This window comes from Nitratireductor sp. XY-223, from assembly GCF_004959855.1.
Classification (GTDB): domain Bacteria; phylum Pseudomonadota; class Alphaproteobacteria; order Rhizobiales; family Rhizobiaceae; genus Hoeflea_A.
Genome location: NZ_SPNT01000001.1, coordinates 661,120 through 683,900, shown reverse-complemented (window position 1 = coordinate 683,900; position 22,781 = coordinate 661,120). Strand labels below are relative to the sequence as shown.

20 protein-coding genes and 1 pseudogene are annotated in these 22,781 nt (G+C 64.5%); 14 read left to right on the top strand and 7 right to left on the bottom strand.

Annotated elements, in window-relative coordinates:
* Positions 1-197: 197 nt before the first annotated feature.
* Genes E4M07_RS02985 through E4M07_RS02955 form a run of 7 tightly spaced genes read left to right on the top strand, consistent with a single transcriptional unit; the run spans position 198 to position 8,749 of the window.
* Positions 198-2,378, top strand: coding sequence for a NosR/NirI family protein (locus E4M07_RS02985; protein WP_136656789.1), 2,181 nt, complete (start codon positions 198-200; stop codon positions 2,376-2,378).
* Positions 2,371-4,275, top strand: coding sequence for a TAT-dependent nitrous-oxide reductase (gene nosZ / locus E4M07_RS02980; RefSeq protein ID WP_136656788.1), 1,905 nt, complete (start codon positions 2,371-2,373; stop codon positions 4,273-4,275). The genes E4M07_RS02985 and nosZ overlap by 8 nt, the downstream gene beginning before the upstream one ends.
* Positions 4,276-4,277: 2 nt before the next feature.
* Positions 4,278-5,537, top strand: a complete 1,260-nt coding sequence (locus E4M07_RS02975) for a nitrous oxide reductase family maturation protein NosD (protein WP_136656787.1) — start codon at positions 4,278-4,280, stop codon at positions 5,535-5,537.
* Complete coding sequence (locus E4M07_RS02970; protein ID WP_136656786.1) at positions 5,534-6,469, top strand: ABC transporter ATP-binding protein; 936 nt, start codon at positions 5,534-5,536, stop codon at positions 6,467-6,469. Before E4M07_RS02975 ends, E4M07_RS02970 begins: the two co-directional genes overlap by 4 nt.
* Entirely contained in the window at positions 6,466-7,290 is an 825-nt protein-coding gene (locus tag E4M07_RS02965; protein ID WP_206057163.1) for an ABC transporter permease subunit, read from the top strand. Before E4M07_RS02970 ends, E4M07_RS02965 begins: the two co-directional genes overlap by 4 nt.
* The gene (locus tag E4M07_RS02960) at positions 7,287-7,817 is read left to right on the top strand and encodes a nitrous oxide reductase accessory protein NosL (RefSeq protein WP_136656785.1); all 531 of its coding nucleotides are present in this window, start codon (positions 7,287-7,289) and stop codon (positions 7,815-7,817) included. Before E4M07_RS02965 ends, E4M07_RS02960 begins: the two co-directional genes overlap by 4 nt.
* Complete coding sequence (locus tag E4M07_RS02955) at positions 7,814-8,749, top strand: FAD:protein FMN transferase (protein WP_136656784.1); 936 nt, start codon at positions 7,814-7,816, stop codon at positions 8,747-8,749. Before E4M07_RS02960 ends, E4M07_RS02955 begins: the two co-directional genes overlap by 4 nt.
* A gap of 115 nt (positions 8,750-8,864) precedes the next feature.
* Here E4M07_RS02955 and E4M07_RS29475 read toward each other — a convergent pair.
* From E4M07_RS29475 to E4M07_RS02935, 4 genes and pseudogenes are all read right to left on the bottom strand, one after another.
* Positions 8,865-9,434, bottom strand: a pseudogene (locus E4M07_RS29475) (Crp/Fnr family transcriptional regulator); the annotation flags it as partial.
* Positions 9,435-9,583: 149 nt separating this feature from the next.
* Entirely contained in the window at positions 9,584-10,282 is a 699-nt protein-coding gene (locus tag E4M07_RS02945) for a GntR family transcriptional regulator (RefSeq protein WP_136656783.1), read from the bottom strand.
* The gene (locus E4M07_RS02940) at positions 10,279-11,304 is read right to left on the bottom strand and encodes a Gfo/Idh/MocA family oxidoreductase (protein WP_206057162.1); all 1,026 of its coding nucleotides are present in this window, start codon (positions 11,302-11,304) and stop codon (positions 10,279-10,281) included. The genes E4M07_RS02945 and E4M07_RS02940 overlap by 4 nt, the downstream gene beginning before the upstream one ends.
* Entirely contained in the window at positions 11,301-12,395 is a 1,095-nt protein-coding gene (locus tag E4M07_RS02935; protein ID WP_136656782.1) for an isocitrate/isopropylmalate family dehydrogenase, read from the bottom strand. The genes E4M07_RS02940 and E4M07_RS02935 overlap by 4 nt, the downstream gene beginning before the upstream one ends.
* 141 nt (positions 12,396-12,536) lie before the next feature.
* Here E4M07_RS02935 and E4M07_RS02930 point away from each other — a divergent pair, with 141 nt between their 5' ends.
* Genes E4M07_RS02930 through otnC form a run of 7 tightly spaced genes read left to right on the top strand, consistent with a single transcriptional unit; the run spans position 12,537 to position 18,906 of the window.
* Positions 12,537-13,547: a tripartite tricarboxylate transporter substrate binding protein gene (locus E4M07_RS02930; protein ID WP_136656781.1), complete on the top strand. Its 1,011-nt coding sequence runs from the start codon at positions 12,537-12,539 to the stop codon at positions 13,545-13,547.
* Positions 13,548-13,595: 48 nt separating this feature from the next.
* A complete protein-coding gene (locus E4M07_RS02925; protein WP_246660341.1) occupies positions 13,596-14,381 on the top strand; it encodes a hypothetical protein in 786 nt (261 codons plus the stop codon).
* A gap of 1 nt (position 14,382) precedes the next feature.
* On the top strand, positions 14,383-15,903 hold the full coding sequence (locus E4M07_RS02920; RefSeq protein ID WP_136656780.1) for a tripartite tricarboxylate transporter permease: 1,521 nt from the start codon (positions 14,383-14,385) through the stop codon (positions 15,901-15,903).
* Positions 15,903-16,190: a putative quinol monooxygenase gene (locus E4M07_RS02915; RefSeq protein ID WP_136656779.1), complete on the top strand. Its 288-nt coding sequence runs from the start codon at positions 15,903-15,905 to the stop codon at positions 16,188-16,190. The genes E4M07_RS02920 and E4M07_RS02915 overlap by 1 nt, the downstream gene beginning before the upstream one ends.
* A complete protein-coding gene (locus tag E4M07_RS02910) occupies positions 16,190-16,993 on the top strand; it encodes an N-acyl homoserine lactonase family protein (RefSeq protein ID WP_136656778.1) in 804 nt (267 codons plus the stop codon). Before E4M07_RS02915 ends, E4M07_RS02910 begins: the two co-directional genes overlap by 1 nt.
* Before the next feature lie 3 nt (positions 16,994-16,996).
* On the top strand, positions 16,997-18,268 hold the full coding sequence (gene otnK, locus E4M07_RS02905) for a 3-oxo-tetronate kinase (RefSeq protein ID WP_136656777.1): 1,272 nt from the start codon (positions 16,997-16,999) through the stop codon (positions 18,266-18,268).
* On the top strand, positions 18,265-18,906 hold the full coding sequence (gene otnC, locus E4M07_RS02900; RefSeq protein WP_136656776.1) for a 3-oxo-tetronate 4-phosphate decarboxylase: 642 nt from the start codon (positions 18,265-18,267) through the stop codon (positions 18,904-18,906). Before otnK ends, otnC begins: the two co-directional genes overlap by 4 nt.
* A 7-nt stretch (positions 18,907-18,913) precedes the next feature.
* Here otnC and E4M07_RS02895 read toward each other — a convergent pair whose 3' ends face one another.
* From E4M07_RS02895 to E4M07_RS02885, 3 genes are read right to left on the bottom strand one after another with little or no spacing between them, the layout of a single operon-like run.
* Positions 18,914-20,446, bottom strand: a complete 1,533-nt coding sequence (locus E4M07_RS02895; protein ID WP_136656775.1) for a flotillin domain-containing protein — start codon at positions 20,444-20,446, stop codon at positions 18,914-18,916.
* A gap of 37 nt (positions 20,447-20,483) precedes the next feature.
* Positions 20,484-21,278, bottom strand: a complete 795-nt coding sequence (locus E4M07_RS02890) for a coniferyl-alcohol dehydrogenase (RefSeq protein WP_136656774.1) — start codon at positions 21,276-21,278, stop codon at positions 20,484-20,486.
* Between the two features lie 14 nt (positions 21,279-21,292).
* Complete coding sequence (locus E4M07_RS02885) at positions 21,293-22,768, bottom strand: aldehyde dehydrogenase family protein (RefSeq protein WP_136656773.1); 1,476 nt, start codon at positions 22,766-22,768, stop codon at positions 21,293-21,295.
* Positions 22,769-22,781: the final 13 nt, after the last annotated feature.

Genomic DNA, 22,781 nt, shown 5'->3' with positions numbered 1-22,781 from the left:
TCGGTCAATCTGCCGCACTCAACGGCAGAAACGGCGATGAATGTTGCATCGGGGTGACAGCGCTCGATAACCGCGTCCACATGGGAAGTCGCGCCAATCGTCGCAAACCACCGAAATTTTGGAGTCACTTGACAGAAGTCAAGGAGATTGGGTCCGAAAGCTGACAGTAGTCCTCCTGTATTCCACGGAGAGCTGCTGTGCGCATCGGGTCCTATCTGAAGGCAATATTTGTTCTGGCCGCGATTCTGTTCGCGCTGCCCGCCATTGCCGCCGATCCGCAACTGCCGCGGTTCCTCGGCAAGATCGAGCCGGAAAACCTCGTCCCCGGCGCCACCGGCTTCGGTGGCATGCGCACGGACATTCCGGTCGCCCCGGTGCTGAAAGGCGGCGAAACCGTCGGCTGGGCGTTCCTGACATCCGATTTCGTCGGCACCACCGGCTATTCCGGCAAGCCGATCCATGTCGTTGCTGCCGTCTCGGACGATGCGGTCCTGACCGGCGTTCAGCTCGTCGAACACGCCGAGCCCATCGTCCTGATCGGCATTCCCGATGCGAAGGTTCAGCGCCTCACCGAAAGCTATGCCGGTCTCGACCTGAAAGCCGAAGCCGCCGCGGGCGGATCGGCGCACGACCTCGACATCATATCGGGCGCGACCGTGACCATCATGGTCATCGACGATTCGATCGTGCGCGCCGGTCTGAAGGTTGCCCGGGCGCTTGGCCTCGGCGGTCTGGCGCCGGAGGCGGCCGCCGGGCCGCGGCGGCAGATCAATCCGGATCTGCTCGCGACCGAGGACTGGATGACGCTGTCCGGCGACGGCTCCGTGCGCACGCTGAACCTCGATGTCGGCCAGATCAACCAGGCCTTCGCAGCCTCCGGCGACGCGCGTGCCGCCGCCCGGCCGGAACGCGGCCCGGACGCCGACACGTTTATCGACATGAAGGCCGCGCTCGTCAGTGTCCCGGCCATCGGCCTCAGCCTGCTCGGCGAAGCCGAATACGCCAACCTGCAGGACTGGCTGCAGGACGGCGAGCACGCCATTCTCGTCGCCGGACGCGGCCGCTATTCCTTCAAGGGATCCGGTTACGTGCGCGGCGGCATATTCGACCGCATCCAGCTCATCCAGGGCGACCGTTCGGTGCGCTTCTTCGACCGGCAGCACCGCCGGCTGGGGGAGATCGCCGCCCCCGGCGCGCCGAGCTTCACCGAACTCGATCTCTTCAAGATCCCCGCCGACGCGGAATTCGATCCGGCCGAACCCTGGCGCCTGCAACTTCTGGCCCAGCGCGCGACGGGCCCGGTCGACAAGAGCTTCCTGACCTTCGATCTCGGCTACCGCCTGCCCGAGAGATACCTGCTGCCGCTGGCCCCTGCCCCCGATGCAAGCGCGGAGGAAGCCGCCGCGAAAGCCGCGCTGTGGCAGCGCATCTGGCTCGACCGGAAATTCGAGATCGCCGTGCTTGCCGCCATGCTGGCCGTGCTGACGGGCGTCTTCTTCTTCCAGTTCCAGTGGACCCGCAACGAGCGCTTCCTGTTCTGGTTCCGCATGGGCTTCCTGACCATGACGCTTTTCTTCCTCGGCTGGTACGCCAACGCCCAGCTCTCGGTGGTGAACCTGATGGCGCTTGCCGGCGCGCTGAAGGAGGGCTTTACCTGGGACGCCTTCCTGCTCGATCCGATGATCTTCATCCTGTGGTTCTCGGTCGCCGCGGCGCTGGTCTTCTGGGGACGCGGCGCCTATTGCGGCTGGCTGTGCCCCTTCGGCGCGCTGCAGGAGCTGACCAACCGCATTGCACGCGCGCTCAAGGTTCCGCAATGGGAACTGCCCTGGGGGCTGCACGAGCGCCTGTGGCCGGTCAAATACATGATTTTCCTCGGCCTGTTCGGCGTATCGCTGGCCTCCATCCCGCTCGCCGAGACCATGGCAGAGGTGGAGCCGTTCAAGACGGCGATCATCCTGAAATTTGCTCGCGCCTGGCCCTTCGTTCTCTTCGCGGTCGGCCTCCTGGTGATCGGCCTTTTTGTCGAGCGCTTCTACTGCCGTTACCTGTGCCCGCTCGGCGCGGCGCTCGCGATCCCGGCCCGCATGCGCATGTTCGACTGGCTCATGCGCTATCACGAGTGCGGCCATCCGTGCCGGACCTGCGCCAACGAGTGCCCGGTGCAGGCCATCCATCCGACCGGCGAGATCAATCCCAACGAATGCGTCAACTGCCTGCACTGCCAGGTTCTGTACCAGTCCGGCACCAAGTGTCCGGTGGTCATGCGCAAGCTCAAGAGCCGCGCCGCCTTCGAGGCGCGCAACAAGAAAAGTTTCACGGCGGCACCGCAGGCCGCCGCCAAACCGGCTTCTAAAAAGGAGAAAGCCCATGTCTGACAAAGGAAAGTCACTGACCATCAACCGGCGTGATCTGCTCGGCGCCACGGCGGGCGGCGCGGTCCTTGCCGCGGCCGGCACAGGTATTTTGGCGTCCGGCGCCGGGCCCGCCCGCGCGGCCGAGGGGGATTTCGCGCTGGCACCCGGCGAGCTCGACGAATATTACGGCTTCTGGTCCTCCGGCCAGACCGGCGAGGTGCGTATCCTCGGCGTTCCGTCGATGCGCGAACTGATGCGCATTCCGGTCTTCAACCGCTGCTCCGCAACGGGTTGGGGCCAGACCAACGAGTCGCTCAAGGTGCTGACCGAGGGACTGCTCCCCGAGACCAAGGCTTATCTGGCCGCCCAGGGCAAGGTCACCTATGACAATGGCGACCTGCACCACCCGCACATGTCCTTCACGGACGGCACCTATGACGGCCGCTACCTGTTCGCCAACGACAAGGCCAACACCCGCGTCGCCCGCATCCGCTGCGACGTGATGAAATGCGACAAGATCATCGAGATCCCGAACGCCAAGGACATCCACGGTCTGCGGCCGCAGAAATTCCCGCGCACCGGCTACGTGTTCGCCAATGGCGAGCATGAGGCGCCGCTGGTCAATGACGGCACGATCCTCGACAAGCCCGAGGAATACGTCAACATCTTCACCGCCATCGACGGCGATGAGATGAAGGTGGCCTGGCAGGTGATCGTCAGCGGCAACCTCGACAATTGCGACGCCGACTATCAGGGCAAATACGCCTTCGCCACCAGCTACAACTCGGAGATGGGGACCAATCTCGCCGAGATGACGGAGAGCGAAACCGACCACGCGGTGATTTTCGACATCAAGGCGATCGAGGAGGCCGTCGCGGCGGGCGACTATCAGGAACTTCAGGGCGTGCCGGTCGTCGACGGCCGCAAGGGTTCGCGTTTCACCCGTTACGTGTCGATCCCCAACAGCCCGCACGGCTGCAACGCGGCGCCTGACAAGCGTCACATCGTCATCAACGGCAAGCTGTCGCCGACCGTCTCTGTCATCGACGTGGAGAAAGTCCCGGCACTGTTCGAGGAGGACGCCGATCCGCGTTCCTGCATCGTCGCCGAGCCGCAGCTCGGTCTCGGGCCGCTCCACACGGCCTTCGACGGCAAGGGCAACTGCTTCACCACACTGTTCCTCGACAGCCAGGTTGCCAAGTGGAGCATGGACAAGGCGATCCAGGCCTATGGCGGCGCCGATGTTGACCCGATCATCTCCAAGGTCGACGTCCACTATCAGCCGGGCCACAACTCGACCTCCATGGGCGAGACGGCGGAAGCCGACGGCAAGTGGCTGATCTCGATGAACAAGTTCTCCAAGGACCGCTTCCTCAATGTCGGACCGCTGAAGCCCGAGAACGAACAGCTCATCGACATCTCCGGCGACGAGATGAAGGTGGTCCATGACGGCCCGACCTTCGCCGAGCCGCATGACAGCATCATCGTCCACCGTTCGAAGGTGAACCCGGTCACCATCTGGGACCGCAACGATCCGACGTGGGAGGAGGCCCGCCAGCAGGCCGCCGCCGACGGCGTCGACCTCGAGGACGGTGCCGACGAGCCGATCCGCGACGGCAACAAGGTGCGTGTCTACATGACCTCCGTCGCGCCGACCTTCAGCCTGGAGAAATTCACGGTTAAGCAGGGCGACGAGGTGACCATATACATCACCAACCTCGACGACATCGATGATCTGACCCACGGCTTCTGCCTGTCCAATTTCGGCGTCGCCATCGAGGTTGCGCCGCAGGCGACGGCGTCGGTCACCTTCGTTGCCGAACGGCCGGGCGTGCACTGGTTCTACTGCCAGTGGTTCTGCCATGCCCTGCACATGGAAATGCGCGGACGCATGTTTGTCGAGCCGAGGGCAACCTGACCATGAAGCGCCTCGTTCTCCTTGTCACACTGCTGCTTCTGCCGCTGGCCAGTCTGGCGGCGGAACGGCACGTGCCTGCCGAGCCCGGGGCGCTCGCAACCGCAATCGGCAAGGCGCAGGACGGCGATGTCCTGCGCCTCGCTCCCGGTGTCCACGTTGGCCACTTCGAGATCGACCGCTCATTGACACTCGATGGCGGCGGCGAGGCGGCCATTGAAGGCACCGGTGAGGGAAGCGTCGTGACCGTTATCGCGCCGGACGTTACGATCCGCGGCCTGACTATCAGCGGATCGGGCTCCTCGCACGACACCATCGACGCCGGCGTCAGCCTCGGCCGCAAGGCCGACCGCGCCATCGTCGAGAATAACCGGATCATCGGCAATCTCTACGGTGTCGACATCCACGGCGCGAAGGATTCACGCGTCGCCGGCAATGTCATTGTCGGCCGCCGTGACCACCGCATGAACGAACGCGGCAACGGCGTTTATGTCTGGAACGCGCCGGGCGCGATTGTCGACGGCAACGACATAAGCTGGGGCCGCGACGGCATCTTCGTCAACACGTCGAAGAAGAACAAATTCACCGGCAACCGCTTCCGCGACCTGCGCTTTGCCGTGCACTACATGTACGCCAACGACAGCGAGGTCTCGGGCAACATCTCGATCGGCAACGATCTCGGTTACGCGGTGATGTTCTCCAAGCGGGTCAAGGTCACGGACAACGTGTCCATCGGCGATGACGAGCACGGGATCATGCTCAACTACGCCAACCAGTCGTACGTCTCCGGCAACCTGATCCGCAACGGCAGGAACCGCTGCGTGTTCCTCTACAACGCGCACAAGAACCGTATCGAGAACAACCGTTTCGAACGCTGTTCCATCGGCATACACTTCACCGCCGGTTCGGAGCGCAACGCCATCACCGGCAATGCCTTCATCGGCAACAGGACACAGGTCAAATATGTCGGCTCGCGCTGGCTCGACTGGTCGGCCGAGGAACGCGGCAACTACTGGAGCGATTTCGCCGGTTACGACATCAACGGCGACGGCATTGCCGACGCGCCCTACCGCCCGAACGACAGCATGGATCACATCCTGTGGTCGCAGCCCTCGGCCAAACTGCTGCTGGGGGCGCCCGCCGTTCAACTCGTCCGCTGGGCGCAATCGAGCTTCCCGGCGCTGCTGCCGGGCGGCATCGTCGACAGCCGCCCGCTGATGCGCCCGGTCGAAATCGCGGTACCGGAAATGGGAGATCCGTCATGACGGAACGCACCGAAACGCGGGCGGCATCGCCCGATGCGCGGGACGTCCTTGCGGTACGCGGGCTATGCAAGAGCCACGGCCGCGTACGGACCCTCGACGCCGTGGACCTCGATCTCAAACCGGGTGAGCGCGTCGCCCTGCTCGGCCACAACGGTGCCGGCAAGACGACCCTCATGAAGCTGATCCTTGGCCTGTGGACCCCGAGCGGCGGCGAAATCCGCGTTGCGGGCGCGGTTCCGGGCAGCGCGGAAGCGCGCAAGGCATCCGCCTATCTGCCGGAGGCCGTCGCCTTTCACAGGGCGCTGACCGGTCGCGAGCAACTGACGCTTTTTGCGCGCCTCGCCGGCGCGCCGGTCAAGACCGTCGGTGAACTTCTCGAACGCGTCGGCGTTGCCGATGCCGCGGACCGGCGCATCGGAACCTGGTCGAAGGGCATGCGCCAGCGGCTCGGCCTCGCGCAGGTGCTGCTCGGCAGGCCCCGCATAGCCCTGCTCGACGAGCCGACGAGCGGCCTCGACCCGATTTCGCGCCATGATCTCTACGCCATTATCGACGAGATGGCGCAGAACGGCACTGCCGTGCTGATCGCCTCCCACGCGCTGACCGAAGTCGAAGCCAGGACCGACCGCATCGCGATCATGCGCAAGGGCCGCATCGTCGCCGACGATACGCTCGCACGGCTCAGCGCGCGCGCGGAACTGCCGATCCGGCTGAGGCTGACGGCCCAGAACGACGACGCATCGGAAGTCCACGCCCGCATCGGCGGCGAGCGCATCAACGGCGCGTCCGTTGAACTGCTGTGCAGCCCGGAGACCAAGATGCAACGGCTCGCGCATATCGCGGCGCTCGGCGATCTCGTCATCGACGTCGAAATGGCGCCGCCGAGCCTGGAAGACCTCTATCGCCACTATTCGCAGGGAGATCGCACATGATGACCCGAGTCCTTGCCGTCGCCGCCGCTGAACTCCGCATCGCCCGGCGCAATCTCTGGGTGTTGATGGCGAGCGTGATCATGACGCTGTTCGCGCTGGCCCTGACCTTTGCCGGGGCGGCACCCACGGGCGCGCTCGGCGTTGACCTTCTCACCGTTTCGGTCGCGTCGATGACGACCCTCTCGGTCTATCTGGCGCCGCTTCTGGCGCTGATGATGTCCTTCGATGCGATCGCCGGCGAGAGCGAGCGCGGCGGACTGGCCCTGCTGCTCACCTATCCGGTGTCACGCGGCGAGATCCTGTTCGGCAAGTTCCTTGCCCATATCGGCACGATCGCGCTGGCCATGGTCATCGGGTTCGGCGCGGCCGGGATGGCGGCCGCGCTGAGCGGCGGCGCGGGCACGGAGAGCCTGACGGCACTGCTGCGGCTGATCGGGACCTCGATCCTGCTCGGCGCCGTCTTCCTGGCACTCGGCTATGCCCTGTCTGCTGCCGTCTCGTCGCCCACCGCGGCGGCGGGCCTTGCGGCCGGCCTGTGGCTCATTTTCGTCGTGCTCTACGACCTCGGACTGCTCGGCGCCGTCGTCTATGACAATGACGGCTTCTTCACCCGCCGGATCTTCCCCTGGCTGCTGGTCCTCAATCCGGCGGACGCCTTCCGGCTGTGGAACGTCGGCGCATCGGAAAACGTGGCACTCGCCAACGGCATGACCGGCGTTGCCGGCGCCCTGCCCGGATGGTCGGCCCCGGTATCGCTGCTGCTTTGGCCGCTCGCGGCATTCGTTCTCGCGCGCCAGATATTCAGGAGGGTTCAACCATGAAACGCTGCCTGTCACTACCGCTGTTCGCAGCGGTCGCATTCCTTGCAGCCTGCAGCGAGGAAAAGGCCGCGGCGCCCGATCCGGTTCCGCTGACCGAGGCGGCGCTCAGCCACTATTGCCAGATGTATGTCGCCGAGCACGGCGGCCCCAAGGCGCAGATCCATCTGGAGGGCTATCCCGCCCCGCTTTTCTTCGCCCAGGTGCGCGATGCGATCGCTTACCTGAGAAGCGCTGAACGGGAGGCGCCGGTCACGGCGGTCTATGTGAGCAACATGTCGGTGGCAAAGAGCTGGGACGAACCCGGGGCCTCGAACTGGATCGAGGCCGGCGATGCTGCCTTTGTCATCGATTCCGATGCGAAGGGCGGCATGGGCGCGCCAGAGGTCGTGCCGTTCGCGGACCGGGCCGACGCCGACCGTTTTGCCGCCGATCGCGGCGGGCGGGTCACAACGCTTGGCGAGATTCCCGACGAGACGGTGCTGAGCGCGGTCGAGTTTGAATTGCCGGGCGAGGAGAAGATCCGGTGAGCGCGCGCCTCTCCCGCCGCCGCTTCCTCGCACTGACGGCTGCTGCGGCGTCTGTGCCGGGCGCCGCTCTGGCGGCAGCGCCGGTCGCGCGCTGGCGCGGCATTGCGCTGGGCGCCACCGCCCGCATGACCTTCGTCGGCATGGAACCGGAAAAAGCCGCGCCCATCTTCGCGGCCGTCGAAGCCGAGATAGGCCGGTTGGAGCAGATCTTCAGCCTGCATCGGCCCGGCTCTGAAATAGCGCGCCTCAACGCCGTCGGCCGTCTCGACAATGCATCGGCGGAGTTTGTCGAACTGATGAGCCAGTGCGATGCGCTTCACCGAACGACCGGCGGGACCTTCGATCCGACTGTGCAGCCGCTCTGGCAGCTTTATGCCACCCGGTCGGCGCCCGGCGAAAGACCGACGAACGATGAGATCGTCGCAGTGCAGGACCGGTGCGGTTGGCTCAATGTCAGGCGTGAGGGCGGCTCCCTGTCGTTCGACAGGCCGGACATGGCGATCACACTCAACGGCATTGCGCAGGGCTACATCACCGACAAGATCGCGACGCTACTGAGATCGTTTGACCTGCGAAACATGGCCATCGACATCGGCGAGGTCGCAGCCCTCGGCCACGGCCCTTCCGGCGCGCCGTGGAAAGCCGGGATCGCCGCGCCGGACGGACATATTGTCCGCGAAATAGCGCTGAGCGACCGGGCGCTGGCAACGTCTGCGCCCCTCGGCACCGTGCTCGACCCGGACGGTAGGATCGGGCACATACTGGATCCGCGGACCGGCCGGCCCGGCGGGCAGTGGCGTCTGGTTTCCGTCTCGGCCAATAGCGCCGCGCTCGCCGATGGTTTGTCCACTGCGTTTTGCCTGAACGCGCGCGAGACGATCGATGCGGTCGTCGCGTCAATGCCGGGCGTGACCCTGGAATATCTCGCCTGACACGGGCCCACTGCGCTCGGCGCAGCGTTTCCGACCTGTCGGATTCCACATAGCTGTGCAGCCGGGTGACATCCGAGATCGCCGCCTGGTTCTGGTTGATCCTGATGCCGACGGACCGCAGCCGGGAAAAGGCGCGCGACAAGCTCTCCGGCTTCATCCCCAGCCGTCCTGCGATCAGCGCCTTGTCATAAGGAAGCGTTACCGCGCAGGGTCCCTCATCCACCGGACACAGTTCCAGGAGGAACTCCACCACCCGTTGCGTCGCGGTCTGCGCCGCCAAACGCTCGACCTGGGAGACGAGGCCGTGAAGATGCTGGTAGGTCGACGCGAGCATTGCCAGGCAGATTTCCGGCCGCGATTTCATCATCTCCAGCAGCAGTCCCGCACGGACCCGCAGGAGGCGGCAGTCCGTTGCCGCTTCCGCGGTGACCGGATAGACATCGCTGCGGAACGCCGCCGCCTCGCCGAAACTCTGCCCCCGCGTCGGCACGTGAACCACCGCCTCCGACCCGCTCGGGGAGATGCGGAACAGCTTGACCCATCCGTCGAGCACGACAAAGACGCTGTGCGCGTGTTCCCCTTGCGGAAAAATGGTCTCGCCGCGTTCAAAGCCGCGCACGCTCGACTTGGCCAGCAAGTCGTTCGTAACATCGTCCGGCGCGGTGGAGAACAGGATGGAATCCATGGCCACCCTGCGGTCGCCTTCACTCAGTGTCGAAATTCCACGCGCCATCGATCCCCCTTTTTGCCAATAGAAGCAGCCTCGCGGCGGGGAGCCAAGTCTTTTTGGCACCGGTGAACCGATCACGGTGATCTCGAACGGTGTACGGCTGGTCAGATCTGATGGAAGCCGTGTTTGCTGAGCAGGGATATCATCAGCGACTTGGCGGCGATCCGGTGCTCGCGGTGAATCTTGCGGGCGAGCGCCGCATCGCCCTTCTCGAGCGCGGCGATCAGCGCGCGGTGATCGGCGTTCGACTTGGTCGGCGCCGGCCGGATGTAGAGGGTCAGGGCCCGGGCGCGCCGCACCTGGTCGTTGAAGTTGGCGATCACCGATTTCAGCCGCGCGCTGCCCGAAAGCTCCACCAGTCGTGTGTGAAAATCCTCGTCGGCGGCCGCCCACGCCTCGCGGTCGTCCCGCGCCAGGGCGTCTTCCATGCGCTGCGTCGCCTCGCGCAACGGCTCGAGCATCTCCGGCGACGTGCTGCGCTCCGCCACCCGCTCGGCGGCGAGCGACTCCAGCTCGGTCAGGATCTGGTAGATTTCCTCCATGTCCTCCGGAGAGATGGACAGGATCTTCACGCCTCTCCTCGGTCGCACCTCCAGGAGGCCCTGCGCTTCCAGCATCAGCGTCGCCTCGCGCACCGGCGTACGGGACATGTCCAGCATCTCGGCCAGCTCGGTTTCCAGGTAGCTGGAGCCGGCGGGCAGTTCGCCCGAGACAATCATGCGCCGCAGTTCGGAGGCCGCACGCTGCGTCTGCGACCTCGGTTTCTGTTCGCCGGATAAAATGTGCGCCCTTTGCTGCATCATCGAAGGTCTATGCGTGCTCCCGTATCGTTTGACCGATAGACGGCGTCAACGATCCGGATGTTTTCCAGATAGTCCTCCGCCCGGTTCTCAATCGGCGTGCCGTGAACCAGCCCATCGATAACATGTTTTTGCAACGCGTAGACACAATCGCCGCCAAATCCCTGATAATTTTGCGCTTCCAGCAGTGTCGTTTCCGCATGCGATCCGAAGCGGCGGAAACGGACGGACCCGTCGCCATGGAGCGTCAGCGTGCCGTCGGTCCCCTCGACCAGCCCTTCCCCGAGCGTCAGCATCCGGTTCTCGGCGGCATGATCCAGAAGGCGGTTTCCGTCGAACAGGCAGCGCGCCCCCGAGCGGTAATCAAGCAGGATATGGCCGGCGTCCTCTCCGGCGATGACCGGATTGAGCTTCCGCAAGTCGGCGTAGACCGCGTCCGGCTCACCTGCAACGAAGCGGAAAACGTCGATCCAGTGCACCCCGGTCTCGTGGACAAGCAGGCGCGGCATCTCCTGGAAATAGGGCTGGCGGTCGAGATAGGCGTCGCTCCCCTGCCCGTCCCCGGTCCGCAGCCGGAAGGTGAACTGCTGGAACGCGCCGATCCGGCCGTTGGCGATCTCGTTCTTGATCAGTCGGTACCAGGGCTGGAACCGGAAATTCTCATGCACGACAAGCACAGCACCGGCATCGCGCGCAAGAGCGACCGCCGCCTCAGCTTCGTCAAGATCCCGGCAAAAGGGTTTCTGGCAGATGATCGCCTTGACGCCGCTGTCGAGCGCCCGCCGGATGGTGTCGAGATGCGTCGGCGGCGGCGTGATGACGTCGAGAAGGTCCGGCTGTTCTTCCCGCAAGGCGAGGTCCAGATCGTTGTAGGCCGTAAGCCCCGTTGCCCGCGCCTTCTCGATGTCACGGTTGATCGACGCGACCGGCAGGGCGTCACCGATCCTGTTCCAGGCATCGTAATGAAAGCGGCTGAAATAGCCGGCGCCGACGCAGGCGACGCGAACCGGAGGCCGCATCCTCATGCGGCGACACCTTCCAGCAAACCGGCGACCGCGTGACCTGCCTCCTCGGTCGAGGCATCGCCGCCGAGGTCCCGCGTCAGCCTCCGCTGATCCGACAGCGTTTGCTCGACCGCCCGGCGAAGCTCGTCACCGGCGCTGACCGCCGCCGGCACCTGGTGTTGATGCCCCAGCCATTCCAGCATCATGGCGGCCGACAGGATCATCGCATGCGGATTGGCGGCGCCTTGGCCGGCGATGTCCGGCGCCGAACCGTGGCAGGGCTGGAACACCGCGTGCCGGTCGCCGATGTCGGCGGAGGGCGCCAGGCCGAGCCCGCCCATCAGGCCGGCGCCGAGATCCGACAATATGTCGCCGAACATGTTTTCCGTCACCAGGACATCCAGGTCCCACGGCGTCTGGATCATGCGCAGCGCCATCGCATCCACATAGGCGTGGTCGGCGACCAGCTCCGGGCGCTCAGCGGCCTCCTCGTCGAATATGCCGCGAAAAAAGGCAAAGGCACGGAAGACATTGGCCTTGTCGACGCAGGTCACGCGGCCCGCGCCCCGGCCTTCGGCCTTGCGGCGCGCCGCAAGGTCGAAGGCGAAGCGGAAGAGTTTCTCCGACGTCTTGCGGGTGATGACCAGCGTCTCGCGCGCTTCCTCGTCCGACACCTCGCCGCGCCCCAATGACCAGAAGAGACCTTCCGTGCTCTCCCGGATCAATACGAAATCCACCCGCCTGCCCGGCTCGATTCGGATCGGCGAGCGTTGGTGCTCGGCCAGTGTTACCGGGCGCACGCCGGCGAACAGATGCAGCTCCCTGCGCAGGTCGATCTGCGGGGATATTTCCGTGCCGTCGTCGTAGCGCACATCCGGCAGGCCCATCGCTCCGAGCAGCACGGCATCCGCCGACCGCGCGGCATCCATGGACGCCTGCGGAAGTGCCTCGCCGGTCCTGGCGTAATGCGCGGCGCCGGCGGAAACCTCGTTGAAACGCAGGGCCAGTTGATGGCGGCGGGCGACCCGGTCGAGCAGCGCAAGTGTCGGCCGCATGATTTCCGGACCGATGCCGTCTCCCTCAAAGACCGCGATATCAAATGAAGACTTCATGGATTCTTCCTGCATTGAAGCCGGACCACACGCCGGATGCGCTTGCGCGACACTGTTGATAGCGGTTCGGGCTTTGGTTGACAATGTATTTTTTAATGTATACATAAAATTATGCATAGCAACACCGCATTGGGAGGAATCATGAAAAACCTTGCGACTTCAATCGGTTTGGCAGCGGCACTCGCCGCTTCCCTCGCCGTATCTTCCGCCTCGGCACAGGAATATCCGTTCCGCGACATCACCACCGCGGTGGTCTGGGGCGCCGGCGGCGGAACCGACAGCATCAACCGCATGATCATGGCCGAGATGGAGAAGCACCTGCCGGTCAGCATATCCGTAATCAACCAGACCGGCGGCGTCGCCGGCTCCAACGGCATGACCTACGTCATGAACCAGCCCGACGACGGTTACACGCTTGTCGGCCTCTCGGAATCGAACGTCACCGCGGCCGTTCAGGGCGGCTGGGACCGGCGGTTCAACTACTGGCATCCGTTCATTGTCGGAGGCTCGCCCGACCTGATCTCGGTGCCCGCGAACAGCCCCTACAACACGCTTCAGGACCTGGTCGAGGCCGCCAAGGCGGCGCCGGGCACCATACCAGCCGCCGCGTCGGGTTCCGGCTCGATCCACCACCTGAACCTGCTTGCCGTCGAAAACGGCACGGGCGCCACGTTCAAATTCGTGCCCTACAAGGGTTCCGCACCCGGCCAGGAAGCGGCCGTTGCCGGCGAAGTCGACCTTGTCGTCACCTCGCTCGCCGAACAGGCACCGCTGATCGCCGGCGGGCAGTTGAAGCCGCTGGCCATGCTGACGCCGGAAGATGCGCAGTTCAACGGGCAGACCATAAAGTCGGCATTCTCGATGTATGACGGTCTCGACAAGTATCTGCCCCTGAAGCAGGCCATCGGCTTCGCCGTGCACGCATCGGCCCCCGAGGACGTCAAGGACAAGCTGACGGCGGCATTCCAGGAAGCGATCGCGTCCGATGTCGTTGCCGAGTGGGCGGCAGCCAACAATTATGACATCGGCGGGCAGTCCGGCGCCGAGGCGACGGCCATCTTCGACAAGCTCGAAAGCACCTTCGCCTGGACGCTGTGGGAACTGGGCGCGGCCAAGGTCGACCCCACCTCCCTGAATATCCCCAAGCCCTGATCGGCGTCGGGTCGACCCGTCAACAACCATTCCGGCGAAACCGCCGGAATGGTCTCTACGAACGCCGAGGACAGCCCATTGGCCGACACGACCATCATGCGCCGGCGCGATTTCTGGACAGCTTTGTTCCTGATCGTCGTCAGTGCATTTTTCCTCTACCGCACAAGCCTTATCCCGTTCTTCCGGGCCGATGCGGCGGGCGTACAGGGCGCCTGGTTCAACTCTGCCGCCCTGGTGCCGTTGGGTATTTTCTCGGCCTTGCTGTTGCTGTCTTTCGTCCTGCTGGCGATCGCCATTAGGGACGGCGGCGCGACACAGCTGCTACGCAGCAAGGCGCTCGGTTTCACCGGCGGCGAGGCGGAGCGTCTTCTTTGCGTCGCGCTCATTCTGTGCGCCTACATTTTCCTGCTGGTGCCGCGGGTGGATTTCATCGCCTGTTCGGCGCTTCTGATCACCGCCCTGATCTGGGGCTTTCATACCGGCAACCCGGTTGCCAGGCGACTGTCGACGCTGCTCGTCCTCCTGCCGGCGCTCTATGCCGGCATCGCCCATTTTCCGCGCGCTGAATGGACGAAACCGCACGATGACGACATCGCGACGGTCGCTGCCTTCGCGCTGCTCACGGCTGTCATGTTCGCCTACGAGCGCCGCCGGGGTCCGGTTTCCCGTGTCGTGCGCCTGACCCCCGTTATCGCGATCATCGTCCCGCTCCTGCTGGTCATCGCCATGGCCTTCGGCTTTCGCCAGAATGTCCCCAACCGCCAGGGCCTGCTTTTCTCAAAGATCGACTACCACTACTACGTGACGCTCAAGCCGCTGTGGAGCAGCCGGTAACATGGAATTCGTCTCCACGCAGATCGCCGGTTTCTGGCTCGCTTTCACGGATCTCGCGACCGATCCGGTGACCTATGTCTATCTCGTCGCCTCGGTCTTTCTCGGCATCGTCTTCGGCGCCCTGCCCGGACTGACGGCGACACTGGCGGTCACGATCCTGACCGGCTTCTTCAGCAACAAGTTCCCGCTCGAGCAATCGCTGATCGCGCTGATCGGCGCCTATGTCGGCGCCATTTATGGCGGCTCATACCCGTCGATCCTTTTGAACATACCCGGCACCGCCGCTTCGGCCGCCACCGCCATGGACGGCTATCCCCTGACAAGAAATGGACGCGGCGGAGAGGCGCTCGGCATCACCACGACCGCCTCCTTCATCGGCACGCTCTTCGGCACCGTCTGTCTGCTGATCTTCGTCTGGGTGCTGCTGTTGATTTCAAGGAACATCGCCTCGCCGGAAAAGGCTTTGCTGGCGCTCTTCGGCATCCTTTTGTCGGGCACGCTGATGAGCCGCGATCTCGTCATCAAGGGCTGGATATCGGGCCTGATCGGCCTCGCCATGGCAATGGTGGGTCTTGATCCGATCCTGTCGGAGGACCGCTACACATTCGGCTGGCCCTACCTTTTGTCCGGTTTCCAGATCGTGCCGGTCCTGATGGGCGCCTTCGCCATCCCGCAGATCATGGACGGGTTGCGGGCCACCGTCATGGCCGCGCAGATGCCCCGGGTCGGCCGGATCGTTCCAAGGTTCGCCGAGGTGCTGCGCCGTCTCCCCTCCATCACACGGTCCGGCGCCATCGGCACCGGTGTCGGCGCTTTGCCCGGCGTGGGCGAGGATGTCGCCGGCTGGGTTTCCTACGGCGTCGGCAAGGCCTCGTCCAGGGAGGGCGGCAAATTCGGCAAAGGGTCGGTCGACGGCCTGATCTCGGCGGAGGCCGCCAACAACGCGGCGATCGGCGGCGCGCTGATCCCGCTGCTGGTGCTCGGCATTCCGGGATCGCCCCCGGCCGCGGCGCTGCTCGGCGCCCTGAAGATCAACAACGTGATCCCAGGGCCCACCATCGATCCGGCGCTCATTCTGCGTGTCGTCGCGATCCTGGTCATGGCCTCGATCACCATGTTCATCATGGGCCTTTTCACCGCCCGGGTGTTCATCATGATCCTGCGCATACCACAGACGGTGTTCCTGCCAGTGGTCATGGTGCTGACGACGATCGGCTCCTTCTCGGTCGGCGGCGGCATCAATGACCTGTTCCTGATGATCTGCGTGGGGCTGTTCGCCTACGCAATGAACGTCATGAAATATCCCATCGCCCCGCTGGTCATCGGCGCGATCCTCGGCGGCCTGTTCGACGAGACGTTCCGCCGATCGCTGTTGATATCGGACGGCGATCCGTCGGTCTTCTTCAGCCGTCCCGGCGCCGCCATTTTGCTGACCCTCAACGTCCTGCTTATACTCAGCCAACTGCCCGTCGTTCAGCGCCTCTTCACCCGCCTGACCGGGAAAAAGGAGAATGCCGCCTGATGTTTGCCGTCACCGTCACCTTCCGCATCAAGCCGGAACACTGGCAGCCTTTTTTGAGCGCTGTGCAGACCAATGCCGAGGCATCGCGCGATGGCGAGGAAGGATGCCGCAGGTTCGACGTCTGCACCGATGCGGACCGCCCCGGCGAGGTCTTCCTCTACGAACTCTATGACGACGAAGCGGCCTTCGAAATCCACCACGGGACCGAGCACTACGCGGTGTTTTCCGAAGCCGTCGCGGATCTTGTCGAAGACAAGGCGGTCGTCACCTACAGGTCCGTCACGTGATGGAGGAGACCTGGCAAGTCATCGCGCTCAAGTATGCCGAGCGCAACGAGCGGGTGCGGGCCGACAGCTTCATCTTCGACGACGATCACGCGAGCCCGCACGCGATGGACTACTTCGTCTGGGTGGCGCGGAACGGCAACCGCACGATCCTCATCGATACAGGCTATGACGCCGTTGAAGGCGAGCGGCGCGGCCGGCCCGTCCTGCGCCATCCGGTCGAAGCGCTGAAGGCCGCCGGCATCGCGCCGGAAGACATCGACACCGCGATCATCACCCACCTGCACTACGACCACGCCGGCGGGCTCGACGCCTTTCCCAATGCGGTGTTTCACATCCAGTCGGCGGAAATGGCCTTCGCCACCGGCCCCTGCATGTGTCACCACACGCTGCAGATGCCCTACACCGCCGAGCACGTGTGCCAGATGATACGGCACGTTTATTCGGGCCGTGTTGTTTTCCATGACGGCGAAGGCGCGGTCGCGCCCGGCATCACGCTGCATCACGTCGGCGGGCATTCGCGCGGGCTTCAGGCGGTCCGGGTGAAAACCGACAAGGGTTATCTGTGCCTCGCCTCCGACGCGGCGCATTATTACGAGAACTTCATTCATCAGAAGTCCTTCCCGATCGTCGACAGCATCGAGGACATGCACAACGGCTGGAAGACCATCCAGGCATTGGCCACCCATCGCGACCTCGTCATACCCGGCCACGATCCGCTGGTGACGCGGCACTTTCCCGGACTGGACAATATCCCATTCGGCTGGCGCCTCGATCTCGGCCCGCACGCGACTATCGAGATCTGAACCATGCTGCTTGGATGTATCGGCGACGATTTCACCGGATCGAGCGACATCGCCAACACGCTTGCACAGGGCGGCATGCGGGCAACACTCTATTGCGGCATTCCCGAACAACCTGCCGCAGAGGGTGTCGAGGCCGGTATCGTCGCGCTCAAATCGCGTACCGAGCCGGTGGAAGACGCGGTCGGCAAGTCGCTTGCCGCGGCGGACTGGCTGATCGGCCAGGGATGCCGGCAGATCGTCTTCAAATACTGTTCGACCTTCGACAGCACGAAAAAAGGCAATATCGGGCCGGTCGCGCAGGCGCTTGCCAAGCGTCTCGGCGAGGACCGGGTGATCGTCTGTCCGGCCTTCCCGGCAACCGGACGCTCCGTCTATCAGGGGCATCTCTTCGTCGGCGGCATGCTTTTGAGCGAAAGCGGCATGCGCGACCATCCGCTGACGCCGATGCGCGATCCGGACATCCGGCGCTGGCTGTCGCACCAGACCGACTGGCGCGTCGACCACATCGATGCGGCGACGGTTTTCGCCGGGCAAGAGGCCATCCGCGATGCCCTTGATGTGCCCGGCCGGTCGATGGTCGTCGTCGATGCCGTTCGGAATGAGGATCTCGTTGCGATCGGCAGGGCCGCGGCCGGCCGCAAGCTGGTCACCGGCGGCTCGGGCATCGCGCTGGCGCTGCCGGAAAATTTCCGCGACCGGTCGGACAATTCGACCGGTTACGCTGACTGGAAAGGTGCGGCGGGTCCCGGCGTGGTTCTTTCCGGCTCCTGCTCGCAGGCCACCCGCGGCCAGGTCCGGCGTTACATCGGCGATCATCCAGCCTTTGAAATCGACATCGATGCCCTGATGTCCGGAACGCAGCATGCCGGCCACATCGCCGATTGGCTGCTTGCGCGCGTGGACGCCTTGCCGATCGTCTATTCCTCGGCAGATCCGGCACGTGTGAACGAGGCACAGCAGCGCCACGGACGCGATGAGACGGCTGCGCGCATCGAGCAGACCTTCGTCGACGTGGCAAGGACGCTGGTCGAAAACGGCGTGCGCAAAATCGTCACCGCCGGCGGCGAGACCTCCGGCGCCGTGGTCGAGGGCCTCGGCATCGCACGCCTCGAAATCGGCCCCGAGATCGCACCGGGTGTCCCGGCGGTCCGAGACACGGACACAGGGCTTTGCCTAGCGCTGAAATCCGGGAATTTCGGCCAGCCGGACTTCTTTTCAAAGGCCCTCGACGCGCTTGGAGAGACGCCGGGCCACGAACAGCGGGTCGGAACATGACCGAGACGAGACTGAGGGAGACGATCTGCGATTTTGCCCGCTCGCTCTACGACCGCGGCCTGGCGCACGGATCGACCGGCAACATCTCGGCAAGAACGGACGACGGCGGGCTGCTGGTGACGCCGACGGGAAGCAGTTTCGGCCGGCTCGATCCCGCGAGGCTCTCGCGCTTCGACCAAAACGGCACCCTGATCGGCGGCGACCGGCCGACCAAGGAAATGCCGCTCCATGCGGCGTTCTACGATACGCGCGGCACCCGCTCGGGCGCGGTGGTGCATCTGCACAGCCATCACGCCGTCGCCCTGTCGATGCTTCCGGAAACCGATCACGACGACGCCCTGCCGCCCTATACGCCCTACTCCATCATGCAGCTCGGCCGCGTGAAAGTCCTCCCCTATTTCCAGCCGGGTGATCCGGCCATGGGCGAAGCCGTGCGCGAACTGGACGGCCAGAGATCGGCCGTCATCCTGGCCAATCACGGCCCGGTGGTGACGGCCGCGACACTGGAAAGCGCCGTCTACGCCATGGAGGAACTGGAGGAGACCGCCCGGTTGGCGATCACCCTGTCAAACCGCAGCGTCAATAAGCTCAGTGCCGATCAGGTACGGAACCTCATCAAAGCATTCGACATAGACTGACGATCAGTCACCGCTTGCGTTTGCCGTCATCCTTGTTTTCGACGACCTCGTCGAAATTCACGCCCAAGGAATCGCCGATCTTCTTCAGCGCCGGCAGTTGCACGGCCATATCGAGAATGGAATCGAGCGCCTGGTTGATGACCGTGTTGCCGCCCTCGCCCGAATTCGACCGGCCGAAGCCGCCGGAAAGGTGGTTGATGTTGATCGACTTGATCTTCTCAGCCGGTTTCACCATCTCCGAGACGATCTTCGGCATCGCCTCCAGTCGCGCCTTTTGAAGGTCGAGCGCCACCTGCGCTTCCGAACGGCTGTTTTCGGCGGCGAACCGTGCCTTGGCGGCCTCCGCCTCGGCAAGTCCGACGGCCTTGCGGGCCTCGGCTTCCTCGCGCGTTGCGGCTGCGCGGTCCTTCGCTACCGCAACGTCGGACTTTGCCGTAATTGCCGACCGCGCGGCGGCAGCCTCCGCTTCCGCCCGGGCGGAGATCAGCGCCAGTTCCTTGCGCCTGTCCGCCTCGGCCATGGCCTTCGCCGTTTCCAGCGCCTCAGCAGCCTTGACGGCTTCGGTTCTCGCCTCGTCGGCGTCGGCATCCGCCCGGCTCTCCTCCTGGCTTTTCGCTGCAACCAGGATGTGCCTCTCCTGCTCGGCAATCTCCAGCGACCGCTCCCGCTCGACTTCCGCGACCTGGATTCGCTGTTCCATCAGGATGCGTGCCTCGGCCGCCGCCTGCTCGGCCTCGGCCTTGCGGCGCGCCACTTCGGCGATCTGCGCCGCGGTCAACGTCTCGATTTCCTGCTGCTGCGCGATCTCGGCGCGCCGCTCCTCCAAATCGATCTCCAGCGTCTTTCGCGCCGCATCCACATCGGCCTTGCGCACCGAGACCTTGGCGTCCGCCTCGATCTGCGCCCGCTCCTTCTGCGAATTGGCGATGACCTCAGCCAGCTTGCGCATGCCGACCGCGTTGAAGGCGTTGTTTTCATCGAGCGCCGAAAACGGCGTCTGGTCCAACGCCGTCAGCGACACGGAATCGAGCTGCAGGCCGTAACGGGCGAGGACGTCGCCCAGCGACGACTGGACCTGGCCGACAAAATCGGACCGGTTTTCATGCAGTTCGTCCATTGTCATGCGCGCCGCAACAGAACGCAGGGCATCCACCAGCATGCCATCGATCAGCGCGCGCAGTTCATCGGGCTGGAACGTGCGTTTTCCGAGCGTTTGCGCGGCCCGCGCGATCGCCTCTTCCGTTGGCGTGACGGAAACGTAGAACTCGGCGCCGACATCGACGCGCATTCGGTCCATCGTTATCAGCGCGCCCTCGCCCGCTCTCTTAACGTCCAGCCGCAATGTCTGCATGTTAACTTTTGATATCTCATGAAAATACGGGATCGCGATTGTACCGCCATCGACGACGACCTTGCGGCCGCCGACACCCGTTTTCACAAGACTCGTCTCGTTTGTCGCGCGCTCATAAAGCCACGCGATCACCACGATCACCGCCGCAAGGATGATCAGGATGCCTATGATCCAGACAAGTGCGCTCATTGTTTTGTCCTTTCTTGCCTCCCGACGAGAATCCCCCTCAAAGGCCGTGCATCTCGCACATGATGTTGGACGCCATGCCGCCGTCGACGGGAATATTGACGCCCCTGATCCAATGGGTCATGTCCGACAGAAGGAACGCGACCACGGGCGCGATGTCCTCCGGCGTGCCCAGGCGGTCCATCACCCGCGCGTCTTCCTCGGCGCGGGCACCGAGGGTTTCGAGGAAATCGCCGATTATCGGCGTGTCGACCGGTCCCGGACTGACGGCGTTGATGCGGATGCCGCGGTCGCGCCAGGTCCAGCGGTTCTTCATCGTCCAGGCGATCAGCGCCTCCTTGGAGAAGAAGTAGGACCGTCCGCCCTCGTTGCCGACGCTCCATTGGTCGATGAACGCCGGGATCCCGTCGAAATCCAGCGCCTCGCTCGCCTTGATCGCCTCCACCGCCTGCGGCCAGCCGATCCCCGCAAGCGACGCCACGTTGACGATCGACGCATTGTCGGCGAGCTTTGCGATCATGCATTCGGTCAGGTATTTCAACCCGACAAGATTGACCGCGATCACCTTGTCGGCGGGCCGTGTCGGCGGCAGCCCCGCGACATTCGCAAGGCCATCGACGCCATCGGGCAGGACATCGACCAGCGCCTCGATGGTGCGCTTGTCGCTGAGATCGGCGCGATAGAACTCCTCGACATGATCGAAGCTCTTGGTCATGTCGACGCCGAGCACCGTCGCGCCCTGCTCCGTCAGTATCCGGGCCGTCTGGTAGCCGATCCCGGAGGCCGAACCGGTGACGACGATGGTCTTGTCTTTCAATAGATCGCTCACGGTCATGAATTCCTCCCTGATCAGAATACCGGCGGATAGGGGCGTCCGCCGCGATCGAGCGTGATCCAGCGGGTTTCGGTGAAGGTATCCATCGACCAGCGACCGCCATGCCGTCCGACGCCGCTCGATTTCGACCCGCCGAACGGAATGTGCGGCTCGTCATTTACCGAGGAGCAGTTGATATGGCACATGCCCGTCTCGAGCCTGTTCGCCATGGCCAGCGATGCCTGCTCGTCCCGGCTGATGATGCCGGCCGAGAGGCCGTATTCGGTGTCGTTGCTGATGGCGATGGCCTCCTCGTCAGTGCGGAACGGAATCACCGGCACCAGCGGGCCGAAAGTCTCGTTGCGGTAGACGTCCATGTCGGGCGTCACGCCGGTGAGGATCGTCGGCTCGACGAAACGCCCGTTTATGCCGCCGCCGAGCGCCACCTTCGCGCCCCGGGCCACCGCGTCGTCGAGTTGCGCCTTGACCCGCGCCACCTGCCGGTCGTTGATCAGCGGGCCGATGACATTGTCTTGGCTCTTGGTATCGCCGACCGGGAGCCTGCCGGCGCGCTCGACGAAACGGCGCAGGAACTCGGCATAGATGGTCTCGTGAACGAGCACCTTCTCCACCGACATGCAGATCTGGCCCTGATGCATGAAACTGCCGAAATTGGCAGCCTGTGTCGCGCGCTCCATGTCGGCATCGGCGCGAACGATCAGGCTGTCCTTGCCGCCGAGCTCGACACAGCACTTCTTGAGGTGCGCGCCGGCCTTGGCGGCGATGGAGCGTCCCACGGGGGTCGATCCGGTAAAGGAGACACCCTTAACCAGCGGGTTCTCGACAAGTTCGTCGCCGACCTCGGCGACACGCTCGCGCGAGCATGTCACCACGTTGAACACGCCGGCGGGAATGCCCGCCTCCTCAAGCACCTCGGCGAAGAAGAGCCCGCCGCAATAGGGCGTGTCCTCGGACGGCTTCAGCACCACGCAATTGCCGGCCGCCATCGGGAACGCGAAACCGCGCGACGACAGGATGCCGGGAAAGTTCCACGGGCTGATGACCGATACGACGCCCATCGGCGCGCGCACGGCGGTCGACAGCTTGTGGTGCTCGGAGGGCATGATCTCGCCGATGCTCTGGTAACAGGCCGCGGCCGCGGCACGGAAGACTTCCGCAACATAACCGGCCTCGAACATGCCCTTGCCGAACCAGCCGCCGCCCTCGCTCTGCATTGCGGCGACAAAATCCGGTATCCGCCGCTCCCAGATATCGGCGGCCTTCAGAAGGAAATGCGCCCGCTCGTTGAAGGTTCGGGACGACCAGTCTGCGAAGGCTGCCTGCGCGGCTTCGATCGCTGCTGACGCCTCGGCCTTGCCGCCATCCGGCACGCGCGCCCAGACCGATCCGTCCGACGGATCGACATCGTCAAAGGTGGCAGCGGTCTTGAGCCACTCCCCGCCGATATACATGCCCTTTATGGCAGGGCCTTTCCTGACTTCGTCCAGCATCGGTCTCTCCCGT